Annotated in this window: 13 protein-coding genes; 5 read left to right on the forward strand and 8 right to left on the reverse strand. The window is 68.7% G+C overall.

The window, feature by feature from the left end:
* Nucleotides 1-54 precede the first annotated feature (54 nt).
* Together DRW48_RS05825 and DRW48_RS05830 are read left to right on the forward strand one after the other, a co-directional pair.
* A complete protein-coding gene (locus tag DRW48_RS05825; RefSeq protein WP_114075585.1) occupies nt 55-1320 on the forward strand; it encodes a lytic murein transglycosylase in 1266 nt (421 codons plus the stop codon).
* An 11-nt stretch (nt 1321-1331) separates the two neighbouring features.
* Nucleotides 1332-1832, forward strand: a complete 501-nt coding sequence (locus DRW48_RS05830) for a hypothetical protein (protein WP_162784686.1) — start codon at nt 1332-1334, stop codon at nt 1830-1832.
* A gap of 12 nt (nt 1833-1844) precedes the next feature.
* Here the strand turns inward: DRW48_RS05830 and DRW48_RS05835 are convergent, their stop codons facing one another.
* From DRW48_RS05835 to DRW48_RS05845, 3 genes are all read right to left on the reverse strand, one after another.
* On the reverse strand, nt 1845-2741 hold the full coding sequence (locus DRW48_RS05835; RefSeq protein ID WP_114075587.1) for a DMT family transporter: 897 nt from the start codon (nt 2739-2741) through the stop codon (nt 1845-1847).
* A 244-nt stretch (nt 2742-2985) separates the two neighbouring features.
* Nucleotides 2986-3309, reverse strand: a complete 324-nt coding sequence (locus DRW48_RS05840; protein WP_114075588.1) for an HU family DNA-binding protein — start codon at nt 3307-3309, stop codon at nt 2986-2988.
* 143 nt (nt 3310-3452) lie between these two features.
* Nucleotides 3453-4937: an AMP nucleosidase gene (locus tag DRW48_RS05845; protein WP_114075589.1), complete on the reverse strand. Its 1485-nt coding sequence runs from the start codon at nt 4935-4937 to the stop codon at nt 3453-3455.
* 108 nt (nt 4938-5045) lie between these two features.
* Here DRW48_RS05845 and DRW48_RS05850 point away from each other — a divergent pair, with 108 nt between their 5' ends.
* A complete protein-coding gene (locus DRW48_RS05850) occupies nt 5046-6032 on the forward strand; it encodes an LLM class flavin-dependent oxidoreductase (protein WP_114075590.1) in 987 nt (328 codons plus the stop codon).
* Between the two features lie 54 nt (nt 6033-6086).
* Here the strand turns inward: DRW48_RS05850 and DRW48_RS05855 are convergent, their stop codons facing one another.
* Nucleotides 6087-7754 (reverse strand): MORN repeat-containing protein, encoded by a 1668-nt coding sequence (locus DRW48_RS05855; RefSeq protein WP_114075591.1) that lies wholly within the window; start codon nt 7752-7754, stop codon nt 6087-6089.
* Between the two features lie 118 nt (nt 7755-7872).
* Between DRW48_RS05855 and DRW48_RS05860 the strand changes: the two genes are divergently transcribed.
* Nucleotides 7873-9534: an NAD+ synthase gene (locus tag DRW48_RS05860; protein WP_114075592.1), complete on the forward strand. Its 1662-nt coding sequence runs from the start codon at nt 7873-7875 to the stop codon at nt 9532-9534.
* Nucleotides 9535-9599: 65 nt separating this feature from the next.
* Here the strand turns inward: DRW48_RS05860 and DRW48_RS05865 are convergent, their stop codons facing one another.
* Nucleotides 9600-10730 carry a YcjF family protein gene (locus DRW48_RS05865; protein WP_114075593.1) on the reverse strand — a complete coding sequence of 377 codons (1131 nt, stop codon included), beginning with the start codon at nt 10728-10730 and terminating at the stop codon, nt 9600-9602.
* A complete protein-coding gene (locus DRW48_RS05870; RefSeq protein ID WP_114077395.1) occupies nt 10727-12097 on the reverse strand; it encodes a YcjX family GTP-binding protein in 1371 nt (456 codons plus the stop codon). The genes DRW48_RS05865 and DRW48_RS05870 overlap by 4 nt, the downstream gene beginning before the upstream one ends.
* 144 nt (nt 12098-12241) lie before the next feature.
* Between DRW48_RS05870 and hrpB the strand changes: the two genes are divergently transcribed.
* Nucleotides 12242-14617, forward strand: a complete 2376-nt coding sequence (gene hrpB, locus DRW48_RS05875; protein ID WP_114075594.1) for an ATP-dependent helicase HrpB — start codon at nt 12242-12244, stop codon at nt 14615-14617.
* Between the two features lie 33 nt (nt 14618-14650).
* Here the strand turns inward: hrpB and DRW48_RS05880 are convergent, their stop codons facing one another.
* A complete protein-coding gene (locus tag DRW48_RS05880) occupies nt 14651-15523 on the reverse strand; it encodes a hypothetical protein (RefSeq protein ID WP_114075595.1) in 873 nt (290 codons plus the stop codon).
* Nucleotide 15524: 1 nt separating this feature from the next.
* Complete coding sequence (locus DRW48_RS05885; protein ID WP_114075596.1) at nt 15525-15761, reverse strand: Lrp/AsnC ligand binding domain-containing protein; 237 nt, start codon at nt 15759-15761, stop codon at nt 15525-15527.
* Nucleotides 15762-15775: the final 14 nt, after the last annotated feature.

The raw sequence follows: 15775 nt of genomic DNA on the forward strand, positions 1-15775 counted from the left end.
CCTCGGGTATGGTTGCGTTGAGGCAAAAAACGATAACAGGCGAGAGAGAGACAGATGACCCGCACCCTGCTGACCCGAATTTCCTTCGCGACCGCGACGGTGGCCGCGCTGTCGGCTTGCGGCATGCCGCTGAGCCGCAGTCCGGGCAGCGTCAGCTCGTCGACCACGCCGGCGCCGATCCCGGCCGCCTCGGCCGGTGACGAGGCTGGCTTCCAGCGCTTTGTCCAGAGCTTCCGCCCGCGCGCCGTGGCCGCCGGGATCTCGCCCGCAGTCTACGACCGCGCCATGGCCAATGCGCATTTCAACCCCGAGGTCATCCGCCTTGACCGCCGGCAGTCCGAATTCACCAAGCCGATCTGGGAATACCTCGACGGCGCGGTCAGCGCCAACCGCGTGACCACGGGCCGGCAGAAGGCCAGCCAGCTGGCGGGGCTGATGCGCGCGATCGAGGCGCGCTACGGCGTCGACAGCGAATATGTCCTGGCCATCTGGGGGATGGAGAGCAACTTTGGCGCCAACCGGGGCAACACCCGCATCATTCCCGCGCTTGCGACCCTCGCCTACGAAGGCCGCCGCGGCGAGATGTTCCAGCAGCAACTGATCGCCGCGCTGAAGATCATCCAGGCGGGCGACGTCGATGCCGACCACATGCTGGGCAGCTGGGCCGGGGCCATGGGCCACACCCAGTTCATGCCGAGCAGCTTCCTCAGCTACGCCGTGGACTTCACCGGGGACGGCCGGCGCGACATCTGGTCGGACGATCCGTCCGACAGTCTCGCCTCGACGGCCGCCTACCTCGCGCGGTCCGGCTGGCAGCGCGGCCTGCCCTGGGGGGTCGAGGTCGTGCTGCCCTCGGGCTTCAACTACAATCAGGTCGGCCGCACGATCAAGAAACCGGGCGGCACCTGGGCCGGCATGGGCGTGCGCACCGCCTCGGGCGCGGCAATGCCGGGTTGGAACGGCGCCATCATCGCCCCCGCCGGCGCGCGCGGCCCGGCGTTCCTGGTCAGCCAGAACTTCAACGCCATCCGCGCCTATAACGCGGCCGACAGCTATGTCATGGGCGTCGGCCTGCTGGGCGATGCCATCGCCGGCCGCGGCGGGGTCCGGGGCAGCTGGCCGCGGGGCGATGCACCGCTGTCCAACGCCCAGAAGGCCGAGATCCAGAATCGACTGAACGGCAAGGGCTACCCCGCGGGCGAGCCGGACGGCAAGCTGGGCACCCAGTCGATCGAGGCGATCAAGGCGTTCCAGCGCGCCAGCGGCATGTCGCCCGACGGCTATGCCACCCCGGCGCTGCTGGCGGCACTGCGCCGCTGAGGGCAGGGCGGATGTGTCCGGTCATTCCCGGGCGCACCGCCCTTGTCACCGGCGCCATGGCGGCGCTCGGCACCGTGGCGCTTGGCGGGGCGGCCCAGGCGAACTGCGCGCCGCCCTATGCCACGCTCTTCGCCTGCGACATTCCCGAACGAAATGCCCGGGTCGAGTTCTGCGAGATCCGGGACGATCGGCCCCACCCGGGCCGCGGCGATCACAGCTACAATTACAGCGTCGGCGCAGCCCCGGCCGAGCTCTATTTCGAGGCTGACGGCTACTATTTCTCGACCAAGTACATGGACAGCGGCGACACGGTCGGCGTCGGGCTGAAGCACGGTAATTATGTCTATGCCTTCTATGTCACCGGTAAATATCTGGAGCGAGTCGACAGTGCCCAGATCCAGGTGTTCGACAGCGTCGATGCTTTCCAGAGCGACGCCAAGGAGGTCGAGGTCGAGCGCCGCTACTGCGCGCCGGGCAGCATCATCCTGAACTGGGACACGATCGCGCCCTAAAGGCCCCGACGTTCAAGCGGCGGTTTTGACCGCAACCCGGGCCTCGGGCACGCGCAAGATCTGCACCATGAAGATGCCGGCGGCGATGATCGCCGCGCCGATCACGTCGCTGGGGCCAAACCGCTCGCCCAGCAGGGCGGCGGCAATGGCAACGCCAAGGAACGGGCTGAGAAAGTGAAAGGTCGCGGCGCGCACCGCGCCGATACGCGTGACGAGCCGCATCCAGATCCATGTCGCCGCAAGCCCCGGCACCAGGATCGAGAAGCCCAGGGCCGCCGCTACACTGCCATCCATGACCCACGGGCGCCCCCACTCCAGCGCCAGGGCAAAGGGCAACAGTGCCACCGCCCCGACCGCCATCTGCAGGCCGACCGCCATCATCACGTTGCGCCCGGCACCGGCGCCGCGCACGGACAGCGTTGCCACCGCAAGCGCCACTACCGCAAACAGGCACATGATGGTTCCCGGCACGCTCAGCCCGTGCTGCAAGCGCACGCCCATGATGATCGCGACGCCGACAAATCCGGTGATCAGGCCGGCGATGGCAAGCGGGCGCAGCCGCTCGCCCAGCACCAGCCAGCCGATCAGCGCCACGATCAGCGGCATCATCGAGGCGATGATCGACGCGGCCGAGGCCTCCACCCACTGCATCGCGCTCCAGTTCAGGCCGAGGTAGAGGGCGTTCTGGCATAGGCCGAACACCAGGATGCCGCGCCATTCGTCGCGGCTGAATTGGGCCCGCTGACCCATCGCCATCGCCAGCCCGACGCCAATCAGGCCGGACAGCGCGAAGCGCAGCACCAAGGCGGTCAGCGGCGGAAAGGCGATTGCGACGATCCGCGTGGCGGTAAAGGCGGCGGCCCAGATGAGGGCGAACAAGAGCCCCATGACGATCGACTTGAAGTCCATGCGCGCCCTTCCCCCTGCATGGCCGCAGCGCCTGCGTTCCGGCGCGGGTCGGCCCATGCGCCCGGTCTAGACAGGCCGCGGGGCGGACGCCAGCGGCTAGCGCGGCGGGCGGCGCGCATGAAAAGGGGCCGCCCGATGGGCGGCCCAAAGGGGGCGGGCATGACCAGCCCCGGTCGTCGTCATCGTGGCAAGTGGGCCTCGGGCTATGCGCGCTGCACAGCCCCTGACTGCCCCGCCACAGTCATCACGAGTTGACCGTGTCTTTCAGCGCCTTGGCGATGGTCATCTTGACCTGCTTGTCGGCGGGCTTGGTCATCATTTCCTGGGTCTGCGGATTGCGGACCTGACGCTCCGGGCGGGCGCGGCACGCAATCTTGCCGATGCCGGGGATGGTGACCGCGCCGCCGTTCGACACTTCGCGGGTGATGACCGCGACCATCGCATCCAGCGCGGCATTCGCCGCCTTCTTGTCCGAGCCCATTTCCTCGGACAGGGCAGCAACCAGCATGGTCTTGGTCATCGGTTTGCCGGCGGCGGAGGCGGTGGCGGTTTGAGCGGCTTTGGCCATTTCTTTCTATCTCCTCGAAGCCCCGTTCGGGGGCGGGTGCGCGGCGCAATCTTGGCGATTGCGCCTTGCTTCACAAGGATTTTATGCAGGAAATCGGCGGTATCTGCTCGTTTTCGGGCCTGCGGTGACGGATTTCCGCCGATCTACAGGAACGCGGTTTCGCTGAAACTGCGCAGCTTGCGCGAATGCAGCCGCTCAATCGGGGTGTCGCGCAGCTTTTCCATGGCCCGCACGCCGATCATCAGATGGTTGGCGACCTGCGTGCGGTAAAAGTCGGTGGCCATGCCCGGCAATTTCAACTCGCCATGCAACGGCTTGTCGCTGACGCAGAGGAGCGTGCCGTAGGGCACCCGAAAGCGAAAGCCGTTCGCGGCGATTGTGGCCGATTCCATGTCCAGCGCGACCGCCCGCGACTGGCTGAGGCGGCGCACGGGGCCAGACTGGTCGCGCAATTCCCAGTTCCGGTTGTCGATCGTTGCAACGGTGCCGGTGCGCATGATCCGCTTCAGCTCGAAGCCTTCCAGTTGGGTGACCTCGGCCACGGCCTCCTGCAGGGCGACCTGGACCTCGGCCAGGGCCGGGATCGGCACCCAGACGGGCAGGTCATCATCGAGGACGTGATCTTCGCGCAGATAGGCGTGGGCGAGGACGAAATCGCCCAGCGACTGGCTGTTGCGCAGGCCCGCGCAGTGGCCGACCATGAGCCAGGCATGCGGGCGCAGCACGGCGATGTGGTCGGTCGCGGTCTTGGCATTGCTGGGGCCAACGCCGATATTGACCAGCGTGATGCCCTGATGATCCGCCCGCTTGAGGTGATAGGCCGGCATCTGCGGGGTCTTGGCGCCTGTGACCAGCAGATCCTCCGGGCGTTCCAGAAGCTGGTTTCCGGGCGCGACAAAGCTGGTGTAGCCGCTGTTCGGGTCGGCCAGCATGCGCCGGGCAAAGGCTTCGAACTCATCGACATAGAACTGGTAGTTGGTGAACAGGACGAAGTTCTGGAAATGCTCGGGCAGCGTCGCGGTGTAATGCGCCAACCGCGCGAGCGAATAGTCCACGCGCTGCGCGGTGAACGGCGCTAGCGGATGATCGCCCCCCGGCTCGACCTGCAGCGTGTCGTTGACGATGTCGTCGTTCATGGTTGACAGCTCGGGGACGTCGAACACGTCGCGCAAGCTGAAATCCAGCACGCCCTCCTGCGGGACGTTCAGGTCGCTCTGCGTCGCCACCGCGAAATGCACCGGCATCGGCGTGTCGCTGTCGCCGATCACAACCGGCACGTCATGGCTGCGAATCAGAAGGCCGATCTGGTCGGTCAGGTAGTCGCGGAACAGATCGGGCCGGGTGATCGACGCGGCATAGCGCCCGGGCAGCGCGACATGGCCGAAGGACAGTCGGGAATCGGTCTTGGCATGGCTGGTCGTGGTCAACCGCACCTCGGGGTAGAAGGCGCGATAGCGGGCCCGGGGCGGGGCACCGCCAAGGGTGCTGACAAAGCGGTCCAAAAGGAATCCGGCCGAGCGCTCGTAAAGCTCGATCAGGCGCGCGACGGCCGCCGCGGGATCGGTGAACTGCTCGCGTTCGACCGGATCGGGCGTTTCGACGGGCAAAAAGCGCGGGTCGGTGTCCAATCTGCGTCCTCTCTCGCGCGGGGTGCACGAACCATGCCTGTCGCGCCTTACACTGGCAAGACAGCCCTCGCGTGCCTATCTCGCCCTCGCCCCAGCAGGAGACGCGCGATGCAACTGTCGATCCTCGATCTCGCCCCGGTGCCCGAGGGATCGGATGCCCAGACCGCCTTGCGCAACAGCATCGCGCTCGCCCAGGCGGCCGAGGGCTGGGGCTATCACCGCTACTGGCTGGCCGAGCATCACAACATGGAGGGGATCGCCAGCGCCGCGACCGCCATCCTGATCGGCCAGATCGCAGCGGCGACCCGCACCATCCGCGTCGGCGCGGGAGGGATCATGCTGCCGAACCACGCGCCATATCGCGTGGCCGAGGAGTTCGGCACACTCGCGACCCTCTTTCCGGGGCGGATCGACCTTGGCCTCGGCCGGGCGCCGGGTGGCGACGGCGCGGTCATGCAGGCGCTGCGCCGCGGGCTTGGCGGCGGCGACCGCTTTCCCGACGACGTGCTGGAGCTGATCGGTTATCTGGGGCCTCGGCGTAGCGACGCGCCTGTGCATGCGCATCCGGGCGAGGGCACACAGGTGCCGGTCTGGATCCTCGGGTCCAGTCTTTACGGCGCCTCGCTGGCCGCGGCGTTCGGGCTACCCTACGCCTTCGCCAGCCATTTCGCCCCGGCGGAGCTGGAGGGGGCTATCGATCTCTACCGCTCGCGTTTCCAGCCGGGTCCCTGGGGCGACGCGCCGCGGTTCATGCTGGCGGTGAATGTGATCGCCGCCCCGACCGATGCCGAAGCGAACTACCTGCGCACCTCGGCCCTGCAGGCCTTTGCGCGCCTGCGCCTCGGCCGCCCGGGAAAGCTGCCGCCGCCGGTCGAGGACATCCATGCCGAGGTTCCGGCGACGATCCTGCCGGCGGTCGAGCGCGCCCTCAGCATCGCGGCCATCGGGGCGCCGCAGACCGTGCGGGCGCGGCTGGAGGCACTGATCGCGAAGTACCAGCCGGACGAGCTGATCCTGACCGGGCAGATCCATGACGCGGAAAAACGGCGCGAGAGCTATCGGCTGACGGCCGAGGTTATGGGTTTGGCGAACTGATCCGTCGCGCCGGCGCGCAGCGAGTGGTGGCCGCTGCTTCACACTTCCGCCGGATCAGGGCGTCAGCGCGTCCCGCGCTGCGTTGATTGCCGCTTCGGCGGGGGCGAGGGCAGCGTCTCCGGCTGACGTTGCCGGGGCGTCTTCAGCTTTGTCGGTCGCTGAAGGTGCCGGCTTCTCCACCGGATCTGTCGCTGCAGGCTCAGGAACCGCGTCCGCCGGCGGCGTGTCGGGCGCAACTTCAGTTGCAGCAGCATCGGCCGGCGCAGGTTCGGTTGCCGAACCACCGGCTGGCGCATCCGTCGCCGGCGCCTCCCCTTGCGCGCCGTCGCCCCCCGACAAGCGGTTGTCGCGCCACGTGCCTGTCGCAACCTGCCCCGTGGCATAGCGCATCTCGCCCTGACCCTGGCGCTTGCCGGCCTCGAAATGGCCCTTGTAGACATCCCCATTGGCGTAGGTCGCTGTGCCTTCGCCGTCGATCTGGCCGGCCTTCCAGCCGCCTTCATAGGTAAAGCCGTCGGGTGTCGTCAGCTTGCCCTTGCCCTCGCGCTCGCCATGGACGAAGGCGCCGGTATAGACCGTGCCGTCGGCATAGGTCGCCTGGCCTTCGCCATGGCGCTGCCCCTCGTGCCACGAGCCGCTGTAGACATAGCCGCCGGGCAGGGTCATGCGGCCCTGGCCTTCGTTGCGGCCGGCGCGGAAATTACCCTCGTAGACCATCCCGTCGGCATAGGTGGCGAGGCCCTTGCCGTCGATCACGCCGGCTTTCCATTCGCCGGTGTAGGTCGAGCCGTCGGCATAGGTGATCTTGCCCTGACCACCCGGCAGATCGTCCACGAGCGCGCCCTCGTAAACCGAGCCGTCGGGATAGGTGATGCGGCCCGCGCCCGACATTTTGCCGGCCTTCCACGCGCCGGTGTAGACATAGCCATCGGCGCCCTTGAAGGTCCCCTGGCCCTCGCGCTGGTCGGCCTTGAAGCCGCCGGTATAGGTATCGCCGTTGGGATAGGTCGCGACGCCTTCGCCCTCGCGCTTTCCGGCGACCATCGGGCCCTCGTAGGTGCTGCCGTTGGGCTGGACCAGCTTGCCGGTGCCGTTCATCTCGCCATTGGCCCAGATGCCCTCGTAGGTCAGCCCGTCGGCCATCACCAGCTTGCCCCGGCCAGAGCGCAAGCCGCCGCGCATCCCGCCCTCGTAGGTCGATCCGTCGGGAAAGGTGATGCGGCCGTTGCCTTCCTTGACGCCGGCCTTCCAGTCGCCGTCGTAGACATAGCCGTCCTTCATCGTCAGCTTGCCACGCCCGTCATGCTTGGCGCTGACAAAGCCGCCCTCGTAGACAGAGCCGTCGGCGTAGCGCGCGATGCCCTGGCCGGTGATCTCGCCGGCCTTCCAGTCGCCCTCGTAGCTGGACTTGTCGGGATAGGTGATCTTGCCGCGGCCGTCCGGCTTGCCGTCGCGGAACGCGCCCTCATAGACCGAGCCGTTGGGGTAATGCGCGGTGCCCTGGCCGGTGATCTTGCCCTCCAGCCAATCGCCCTCGTAGCGATAGCCCGAGGGCAGGGTGTAGCTGCCGCGGCCGTGCTGCAGGCCGTTGCGGAAGGTGCCCTCGTAGACGCCGCCGTCGTCATATTGCTTGCTGACGACCGGATCGGCCGCGCCCGCCGGGCCGGCCGCAATTCCCGCCGCCGTCAACCCCAGCATCAGTGCCGCAATCACTGCCCGCATGGCGCCCTCATCTTCGCGTGACCGGCCCGGGTGTAACCCCTTGGGCGGCGGGGCGCAAAGGCCGACTTTCCCTTTGCCGCACAGGTTCGTATCACGGGCCGACCAGCCGGGGTGCCCCATGACCGATCGTTTCCGCCTGACCATCGCGCAACTGAACCCCACGGTGGGCGACCTGCCAGGCAACGCCGCCAAGGCCCGCGCGGCATGGGCCGAGGGAAAGGCCGCCGGCGCGCAGATGGTCGCCCTGCCGGAAATGTTCATCACCGGCTACCAGACCCAGGATCTGGTGCTGAAGCCCGCCTTTATCGAGGACGCGATGGCCGCAATCGAGGCCCTCGCCCGCGATTGCGCCGATGGCCCGGCGCTGGCGATCGGCGGCCCGTGGCGCGAGGGCGGCAAACTCTACAACGCCTATCTGGTCCTGCAGGGCGGGCGCATCGCGGCCAAGGTGTTCAAGCACAACCTGCCGCACAAGCAGCTGTTCGACGAATGGAGGCTGTTTGACCAGGGCCCGATCAGCGGGCCCTATGTCGTGGATGGCCTGCGCATCGGCAGTCCCATCTGCGAGGACAGCTGGTGGCCCGAGGTGGCCGAGACCCTGGCCGAAACCGGGGCCGAGATCATGCTTGTGCCGAACGGCAGCCCCTATCACCGCGACAAGCTGGACCTGCGCATGGGCCACATGGTGGCGCGCGTGGTCGAGTCCGGCCTGCCGCTGGTCTACCTCAACAGCGTCGGTGGGCAGGATGACCAGATCTATGACGGCGCCAGCTTCGTGCTGAACCCCGGGGTCGAAAAAGTCGTGCAGCTGCCGCCCTTTGACGAGGGGATCGCGCATCTCGATTTCACCCGCACTGACGCCGGCTGGCGCTGCGAGCGCGGGCAGATGGCCCCGCAGCCCGACGCATGGGAGCAGGATTACCGCGCCATGGTCGTCGGTCTTGGCGATTACCTGCGCAAGTCGGGCTTTTCCAAGGTGGTTCTGGGCCTGTCCGGCGGCATCGATAGCGCGCTGGTCGCGACCATTGCTGCCGACGCGCTGGGCCCCCAGAACGTGCGCGGGGTGATGCTGCCCAGCCTCTACACGTCGCAAGCGTCGCTGGATGACGCGGCCGAGGTCGCGCGGCGCCTGGGCATCCGCCTCGATACCGTGCCGATCGAAGGTGCGCGCGGCGCGGTGGCCGAGGCGCTGTCCGGCGTCATGGCGGGGACCAAGCCCGACCTGACCGAGGAAAACATCCAGTCCCGCCTGCGCGGGCTGATGCTGATGGCGATTTCCAACAAGTTCGGGGAATTGCTGCTGACCACCGGCAACAAGTCCGAGGTCGCGGTCGGCTATGCCACGATTTATGGCGATATGGCCGGCGGCTACAATCCGATCAAGGATCTCTACAAGACGCGGGTGTTCCAGACCTGCCGCTGGCGGAATGACAATCATCGGGACTGGATGGCGGCCCCGGCGGGCGAAGTCATCCCGCCTGCAATCATCGACAAACCGCCGTCAGCCGAGTTGCGCCCGGACCAGAAGGACGAGGATTCCCTGCCGCCCTATCCGGTCCTCGACGCGATCCTCGAAGGGCTGGTCGAGCGCGACCTGGCCCTGAAGGATCTGGTCGCGCAGGGGTTCGACCCCGCGGTCGTGAAACGGGTTGAGGCGCTGCTCTATGGCAGCGAGTGGAAGCGCTATCAGGCCGCGCCCGGCCCGCGGCTTTCGACCAAGGCCTTTTGGCTGGACCGGCGCTATCCGCTGGTGAACCGCTGGCGGGACTATGTGGAGTAGGCGAAAGCCCACGAGTAGCCCCACTATCTGAAACCGCTTTGGCCCGCCCCCGCAGGGCAAGACCCCTAGTCCCGACTGCCGAACAATCCCTGCAGGCCACGGCCGACGAGGTTCGTGACCCTGGGGCGTGGCTGGTGGATGAAGGGCAGGGGGCGACAGACCTCCATCGCGGCGATACCGACGCGGGCGGTCAGGGCGCCGTTGACCACCCCTTCGCCAAAGCGGCGCGACAGTTTGGCCAGCGCGCCACCCCCGGCGACCGTGTGGATAAGATCGTCTCCGGCTGAAACCGCGCCGGTCGCCACCAGATGCGTCATCACCGTGCGCGCCAGACGCCACCCGCCGACCGCGCCGGCCCGGCCGCCATAGATCTCGGCCATGCGGCGGATCATGCGCAGGTTGGCAAACAGCGCCGCCGCGACATCAGCCAGCGCCAATGGGATAAGGGCCGTCGCCGCCGCGACGGTGCGCGACGCCGCCTCGATCTCGCGCCGCGCCTGCTGGTCGAGCGGGGCCAGCAGCTCCGTTTCCGCCACCGACATCAGGGTCTGCGTGTCATAGCTGTCCAGTCGTGCCTCGGAAACGCGCTGGCGCGCCCGTGCCATTTCAGGACGGCCGGCATACAGCCCCTCGAGCGCCTCAGCGACGGATCGCGCCTGCCGCAGGTCGTCCTGCGCCAGTGCCAGGGCTGCCTGCCGGTGGATGGCATCGATCCGCCGAAGGCGCGAGAAGGCCAGGTATTCGCGCAGCGCAAGCAGCAGGGTCGCGAGGGTGAAGAGCGCGAACAGCACCACCCCGATCCAGCCCAGCAGCGGATATCGCGTCATCAGATCGTCGATGAACCGCAGCGCCGCGACTGACAGAAGGAACGTCAGCAGCGCGCCACCGGCATTGATGAACAGCTTGACGGCGGCGGGCGGCTCGCGCCCGGCGATGCGGGCGACCATCTCCATGGCGCGCGGGCTGGGCAGGCCGGTCGGCCCGTCGTCGATGGGCGGCGCGTCGGCGGGCGAGGGCGCGGCGCGCGCGGCCGGGCGGACCTGCGGACCCTCCTCCGGGGCGCGCGGTTCGAAAGCGGGCGAAGTCCCCGGCTCGCGCGGCCCGCGGGGCGGGATCGGCGCCCGGCCCGGGCCGTCCAGCGGCACCAGTAGGGGCCCGCGGCGCTTGGGCGGTCCCGGCCTGGACGTATCGCTCATAGCCGGTCCCCGATCAGGAATTCGGCTGCCCGGTCCAGCCGGATGTGAGGCGGGCCGTCGCCCGGTTTCAGCGTCAGCGGCGCCGGGGCAAAGTTCATCACCGCGTAATCGGCGTCTAGCCAGCGGGTAGCTCCGTCATGCGCCGGGACCAGCAGTTCGGCCGGGTCCGCCGGCAACTCGCCCGGATAGAACGAGGCCTGACGGCCATCCATCAGCGTGCCGCGCACGGCGGGCAGTTCCTCGCCGTCTTCGTGGATCACGTCCTCGGTCGTGGTGCGCAGGGCGGCAATCGCCATCGCCTCGGTCCGCGCGCCGGAAAAATCGGCCCGGTCGCGCGCCTCGCGCAACATGGCGCTGACGATCGCGGCCAGGCGCGGGTGCTGAACATGATTCAGGTGGTCGGCCTTGGTTGCGGCGAACAGGATGCGCTCGACCCTGCGGGCGCCCATCAGCGCCGCCAGCCAGCCGGCCCGGCCGGGGCGGAAGGCTGTGAGGATGTCGGCCATCGCGCGCCGGGTATCCTCGACCGCCTGCGGGCCGGCATGGATCGCGCCCAACACATCGACCAGCACGACCTGCCGGTCGATGCGCGAGAAATGATCGCGAAAGAACGGCCGCACGACGCGCGACTTGTAGGCGTCAAAGCGGCGCTCGAACTCGCGCCAGAGGCGCGAGGCGACCAGCTCTGGCGGTAGCGGCGCAAAGGTCAGAGCGGGCGAGCCGGCCATCTCGCCCGGCAGAAGAAAGCGGCCCGGCGTCGCATCGGCGAAGCCGGCATCGCGCGCAGCCTCCAGATGGGCGACATAGGCGGCGGTCAGGCGTTGGGCCTCGGGCTCTTCAAAGCGAGCGTCGCGGTCGATGCCCAGCAGCAAGTCGCGATAGGCGGGGCCGCCCGGGCGGTGGGCCATCCGCTCCAGCACCTCGGCCGACCAAGTCGAGAAATCCCGCTCCATCAGGCGCAAGTCCAGCAGCCACTCGCCGGGGTAATCGACGATATCCAGATGCAGCGTCTGGACGCCCCGCAGACCCTTCAGCAGCCCGCGCGGCTGGACGCGCATCGAGAGTCGCAGCTCGCTGACATTGCGCGTACCCTCGGGCCAGAAGGGGTCTGGCCCGGTCAGCGCGCCCAAGTGACGCTCGAAGTCAAAGCGCGGGATCGTGTCGTCGGGCTGCGGCTGCAGCCAAGCCGCGCGGATATCGCCCGAGGCCGCCGCCCGCAGCGCCGGCATCCGGCCGCGATCCATCAGGTTGGCGACCAGCGAGGTGATGAAAACCGTCTTGCCTGCGCGGCTGAGCCCGGTGACGCCAAGGCGGATGACCGGATCTGCAAGGCCGAGCCCCTGCATCATGTCGCCTGCCAGTCCCATCATGCGCCTTTCGTTGCGTGCCGCGAAACATATGTTGGGGCGGCCAAGATGTGTAGGGCGCCGGCGGGTGCGCCCGCCCCGGTTTCCGTCGCCCGATTTCGCCTGTCCCTAGACGCCAACCGCCCGTCCCGCCAATAAGCTGCCATGACCAACGCGCCCGCCCTGCCAATCGATGCAGTCATCCCGCAACTGCGTGCGGCACTGGCGGAATCCGGGCGCGCGGTGCTGATCGCCCCGCCCGGCGCGGGCAAGACAACCGGGGTGCCCTTGGCCCTGCTGCCGGACATCCGGGGCCGTATCCTGATGCTGGAGCCGCGGCGCCTTGCCACCCGCGCGGCGGCCCAGCGCCTCGCCGAAACGCTGGGCGAGGCGCCGGGCGGGCAGGTCGGCTTTCGCATTCGCGGCGAGGCAGTGCCCGGCAGGCGGATCGAGGTCGTGACCGAAGGCATCCTGACCCGGATGCTGCAATCGGACCCCTCACTACCCGGCGTCGGCTGCGTCATTTTCGACGAGTTCCACGAGCGCAGCCTCGACGCCGACCTCGGTCTCGCGCTGATTGTCGAGGCGCGGGAGGCGGTGCGGCCCGACCTGCAACTGCTGGTGATGTCCGCCACTCTCGACGCGCAGCCGGTGGCGCAACTGCTGGAGGGCGCGCCGGTAATTGTCGCCGAAGGGCGCGCATTTCCGGTTGAGACCCGCTGGCTGGAGCGCCCGCTGTCGGGCGGCACGCGTCTCGCCGTCGAGGCGGCGCGCCTGATCGCCCACGCCTTTGCCGAGGAGACGGAGGGCACGCTGCTCGCCTTCCTGCCGGGCGAAGGGGACATCCGGCGCGTCGCCGCCAGCCTCGGCGATCTGCCGGCCGAGATCGTGCCGCTTTATGGCGCCTTGCCCTTTGCCCAGCAGCGGGCGGCGTTGTCGCAGCCCGGTCCGATGCGGCGCATCGTGCTGGCCACGGCGATCGCCGAGACTTCGCTGACCATTCCGGGCGTCCGGGTGGTGGTCGATGCCGGCCGCGCCCGCCGCTCGCGCTTTGACCCGGCCAGCGGCATGTCGCGGCTTGTAACTGAACGCGCCAGCCGGGCCGAGGCCGAACAGCGACGCGGCCGCGCTGGCCGAGTCGCGCCGGGCGTCTGCTACCGCATGTGGGCGCGGGCCGAGGAAGGCGCGATGCCCGCCTTTGCCCCGCCCGAGATCGCATCGGCAGACTTGACCGGTCTGGCGCTGGAGCTTGCGGTCTGGGGCGGCGATCCGGCGCAGATGGCCTTCCTGACCTCGCCGCCTGCCGCTGCCATGGCCGAGGCGAGAGCCTTGCTCGCCGATCTTGGCGCCCTCGATGCGGCGGGGCGCATCACGCCGCATGGACGGTTGCTGGCCGGTTTGCCCGTGCACCCCCGGCTGGCGCATATGCTGGCCGTGGCCGGCCCGGCGGCCGCCGATCTGGCGGCGCTGCTGTCCGCGCGCGCGCCGCTGAAAGGCGACGGCACCGATGTCGCGGCCCTCCTGCGCGCCATGCGCAACCCCGAGATGGGGGCGATCCGGGCCGAGGCCGTGCGGCTGCGCAAGCGCGCGCCCAAAGCGGCGGTCCCGGGCCTGGTCGCCGGCGCGATGGCCTCGCTAGCCTATCCCGACCGCATCGGCCTGCGCCGCCCCGGCGAGGCGCCGCGCTTCATCCTGTCCGGCGGTCGCGGCGCGGCCCTGCCCGAGGGCGATCCGCTGGCGGCGGGGCCTCTGATCGTCGCGCTCGATCTCGACGGTGCGGGGGTTGAGCCGCGCATCCGCCTCGCGGCGGCGCTGTCCGAGGGCGATCTGCGTTCCCTGCATGAAGGGCGGATCACGCGCGAGGCGGTCTGCGCATGGTCGCCGCGCGACGGCCGCATCATTGCCTTGCAGCGCGAGCGGTTGGGCGCGCTGACCTTGACCGAAACCCCTTGGCCAGATCCGCCTGTGGAACTGCGGGCCGCCGCGGCAGTCGAAGGCTTGCGCGCGCTCGGCCTGCCCTGGACGGCTGCCGCCGCCAGGCTTCGCAGCCGCATGGCCCTGCTGGGCGAGCCGATGGACGATGCTACGCTGCTGGCCGACCCCGACTGGCTGCTGCCGTGGCTGGCCCGCGCCCGTACCAGCGCCGATCTTCGCGCCCTCGATCTGACCGAGGCGCTGACCGCCCGCCTTGGTTGGGAGGGTCAGCAGCGGCTGGACCGGCTGGCGCCCCCGCATTTCACCACCCCGCTCGGGCGACGCGTGCCCATTGATTACGGCGCGGCGGACCCATCGATCGAAGTCAAGCTGCCCGAGATGTATGGCGTCAGCGCCCACCCGACCGTCGCCGGCCGGCCGCTGCGCATCACCCTGTTGTCGCCTGCCGGGCGGCCGGTGCAGGTCACGACCGACCTGCCCGGCTTTTGGGACAGCAGCTATCCCGAGGTGCGCAAGGACATGCGTGGCCGCTATCCACGCCATCCCTGGCCCGAGGACCCGCGCGCCGCCGATCCGACCATGCGCGCCAAGCCGCGCGGGACGTGACACGCCAATTCGGATCGCTGCCTGCGTCCCTGTTCAGGCGTCTCGCGCGAGTATTTCCCGCACGTATTGCCTCTCGGGCGCGTCCGGATCGGCAGGGAATTTCTTGATCCCGAACCTGAGGGGGTCGGCGCGCGCCTGATCGATCCCGGCGATGGTGACGGCGTTGCGCTCGCCGCGCATAGTCAGGATCACCTGCGTGGTGCGGCGGATGCCGGGATTGCGGGCGCAGAAGAACTCGACCGCCTGCGCCAGGCCGTATTCTTCAACCGGATAGCGGCGAGGCGGGGCGGCCATATCGGCGATGCTGATATTGGCGACCAGCGGATAGGCGATCTCGAAAAACGCCTCGCGGCTGAAAAAGCAGCCGTCGGCGCGCATCTTGTGCAGGCGCGTCGCGCCCATGGCCTGCATGGCGGTCGCAAAGCGTGGGTCGAGGGTGATGTTTTGCGCCCAGACCTCGGTCTGGGGGACGGCGAAATTGACCAAATCGACACCGCGGTGATCGGGTCGGAACCGGATCTCGGGGCCCTTTGACGGCGCGAGGCCGACGTCATGGGCGGCGATATGCGCGCCTAGGCCAGGCTTCACCAACAAGTCGGTCGAGGTATGGAAATAGACATGCCGGAACGGCACGCCCCGCCGCAGCGCCTCCTGCACCGCGTAAAAGATCGCGTGGCCCAAGCCCGCGTAATAGGTCCGCACGGGACGTTCGACGAACAGCACGTTGCCATAGGCGTCGAAATCGATGCCCCGCTTGCGCGCCTCGGCCCAAAAGCGGTCGGCAAACTCGGCATTGATGTTGATCATATGCGTCAGCGGGTCGCCGAAGCATCGGTTGTAATTTTCGATCTGCGCGGCCAGCAGCGCAGGGCGTTCGTGCCAGACGCTGATCGCCAGCGTACTCATGTCAGTAGGTGCGGAACGTGATGGTCGTCAGCGTGCGATTTATGCCCGGAATGTCGAACAGCCGCTGGCTGAGGAATAGACCGACATCCTCGCTGTCCGGCACATAGACCTTGGCCATCAGGTCCCACTCGCCCGAAGTCGAGTAAAGCTCGGAGGCGATTTCGCGTTGGTAGATCGCGTCGGCGACCTCGTAGGTCTTGCCGGGGTGGCAGCGAAACTGGACGAAAACCGGACGCATGAGATCTCCTTTCC

This window comes from Paracoccus suum, from assembly GCF_003324675.1.
GTDB classification, from domain to species: domain Bacteria; phylum Pseudomonadota; class Alphaproteobacteria; order Rhodobacterales; family Rhodobacteraceae; genus Paracoccus; species Paracoccus suum.

Bases quoted from the DNA above. Each gene is read 5' to 3' on its own strand.
- DRW48_RS05825 (WP_114075585.1), top strand. From the start codon at position 55: ATGACCCGCACCCTGCTGACCCGAATTTCCTTCGCGACCGCGACGGTG.
- DRW48_RS05830 (WP_162784686.1), top strand. From the start codon at position 1,332: ATGTGTCCGGTCATTCCCGGGCGCACCGCCCTTGTCACCGGCGCCATG.
- DRW48_RS05835 (WP_114075587.1), bottom strand. From the start codon at position 2,741: ATGGACTTCAAGTCGATCGTCATGGGGCTCTTGTTCGCCCTCATCTGG.
- DRW48_RS05840 (WP_114075588.1), bottom strand. From the start codon at position 3,309: ATGGCCAAAGCCGCTCAAACCGCCACCGCCTCCGCCGCCGGCAAACCG.
- DRW48_RS05850 (WP_114075590.1), top strand. From the start codon at position 5,046: ATGCAACTGTCGATCCTCGATCTCGCCCCGGTGCCCGAGGGATCGGAT.
- DRW48_RS05855 (WP_114075591.1), bottom strand. From the start codon at position 7,754: ATGCGGGCAGTGATTGCGGCACTGATGCTGGGGTTGACGGCGGCGGGA.
- DRW48_RS05860 (WP_114075592.1), top strand. From the start codon at position 7,873: ATGACCGATCGTTTCCGCCTGACCATCGCGCAACTGAACCCCACGGTG.
- DRW48_RS05865 (WP_114075593.1), bottom strand. From the start codon at position 10,730: ATGAGCGATACGTCCAGGCCGGGACCGCCCAAGCGCCGCGGGCCCCTA.
- DRW48_RS05870 (WP_114077395.1), bottom strand. From the start codon at position 12,097: ATGGGACTGGCAGGCGACATGATGCAGGGGCTCGGCCTTGCAGATCCG.
- hrpB (WP_114075594.1), top strand. From the start codon at position 12,242: ATGACCAACGCGCCCGCCCTGCCAATCGATGCAGTCATCCCGCAACTG.
- DRW48_RS05880 (WP_114075595.1), bottom strand. From the start codon at position 15,523: ATGAGTACGCTGGCGATCAGCGTCTGGCACGAACGCCCTGCGCTGCTG.
- DRW48_RS05885 (WP_114075596.1), bottom strand. From the start codon at position 15,761: ATGCGTCCGGTTTTCGTCCAGTTTCGCTGCCACCCCGGCAAGACCTAC.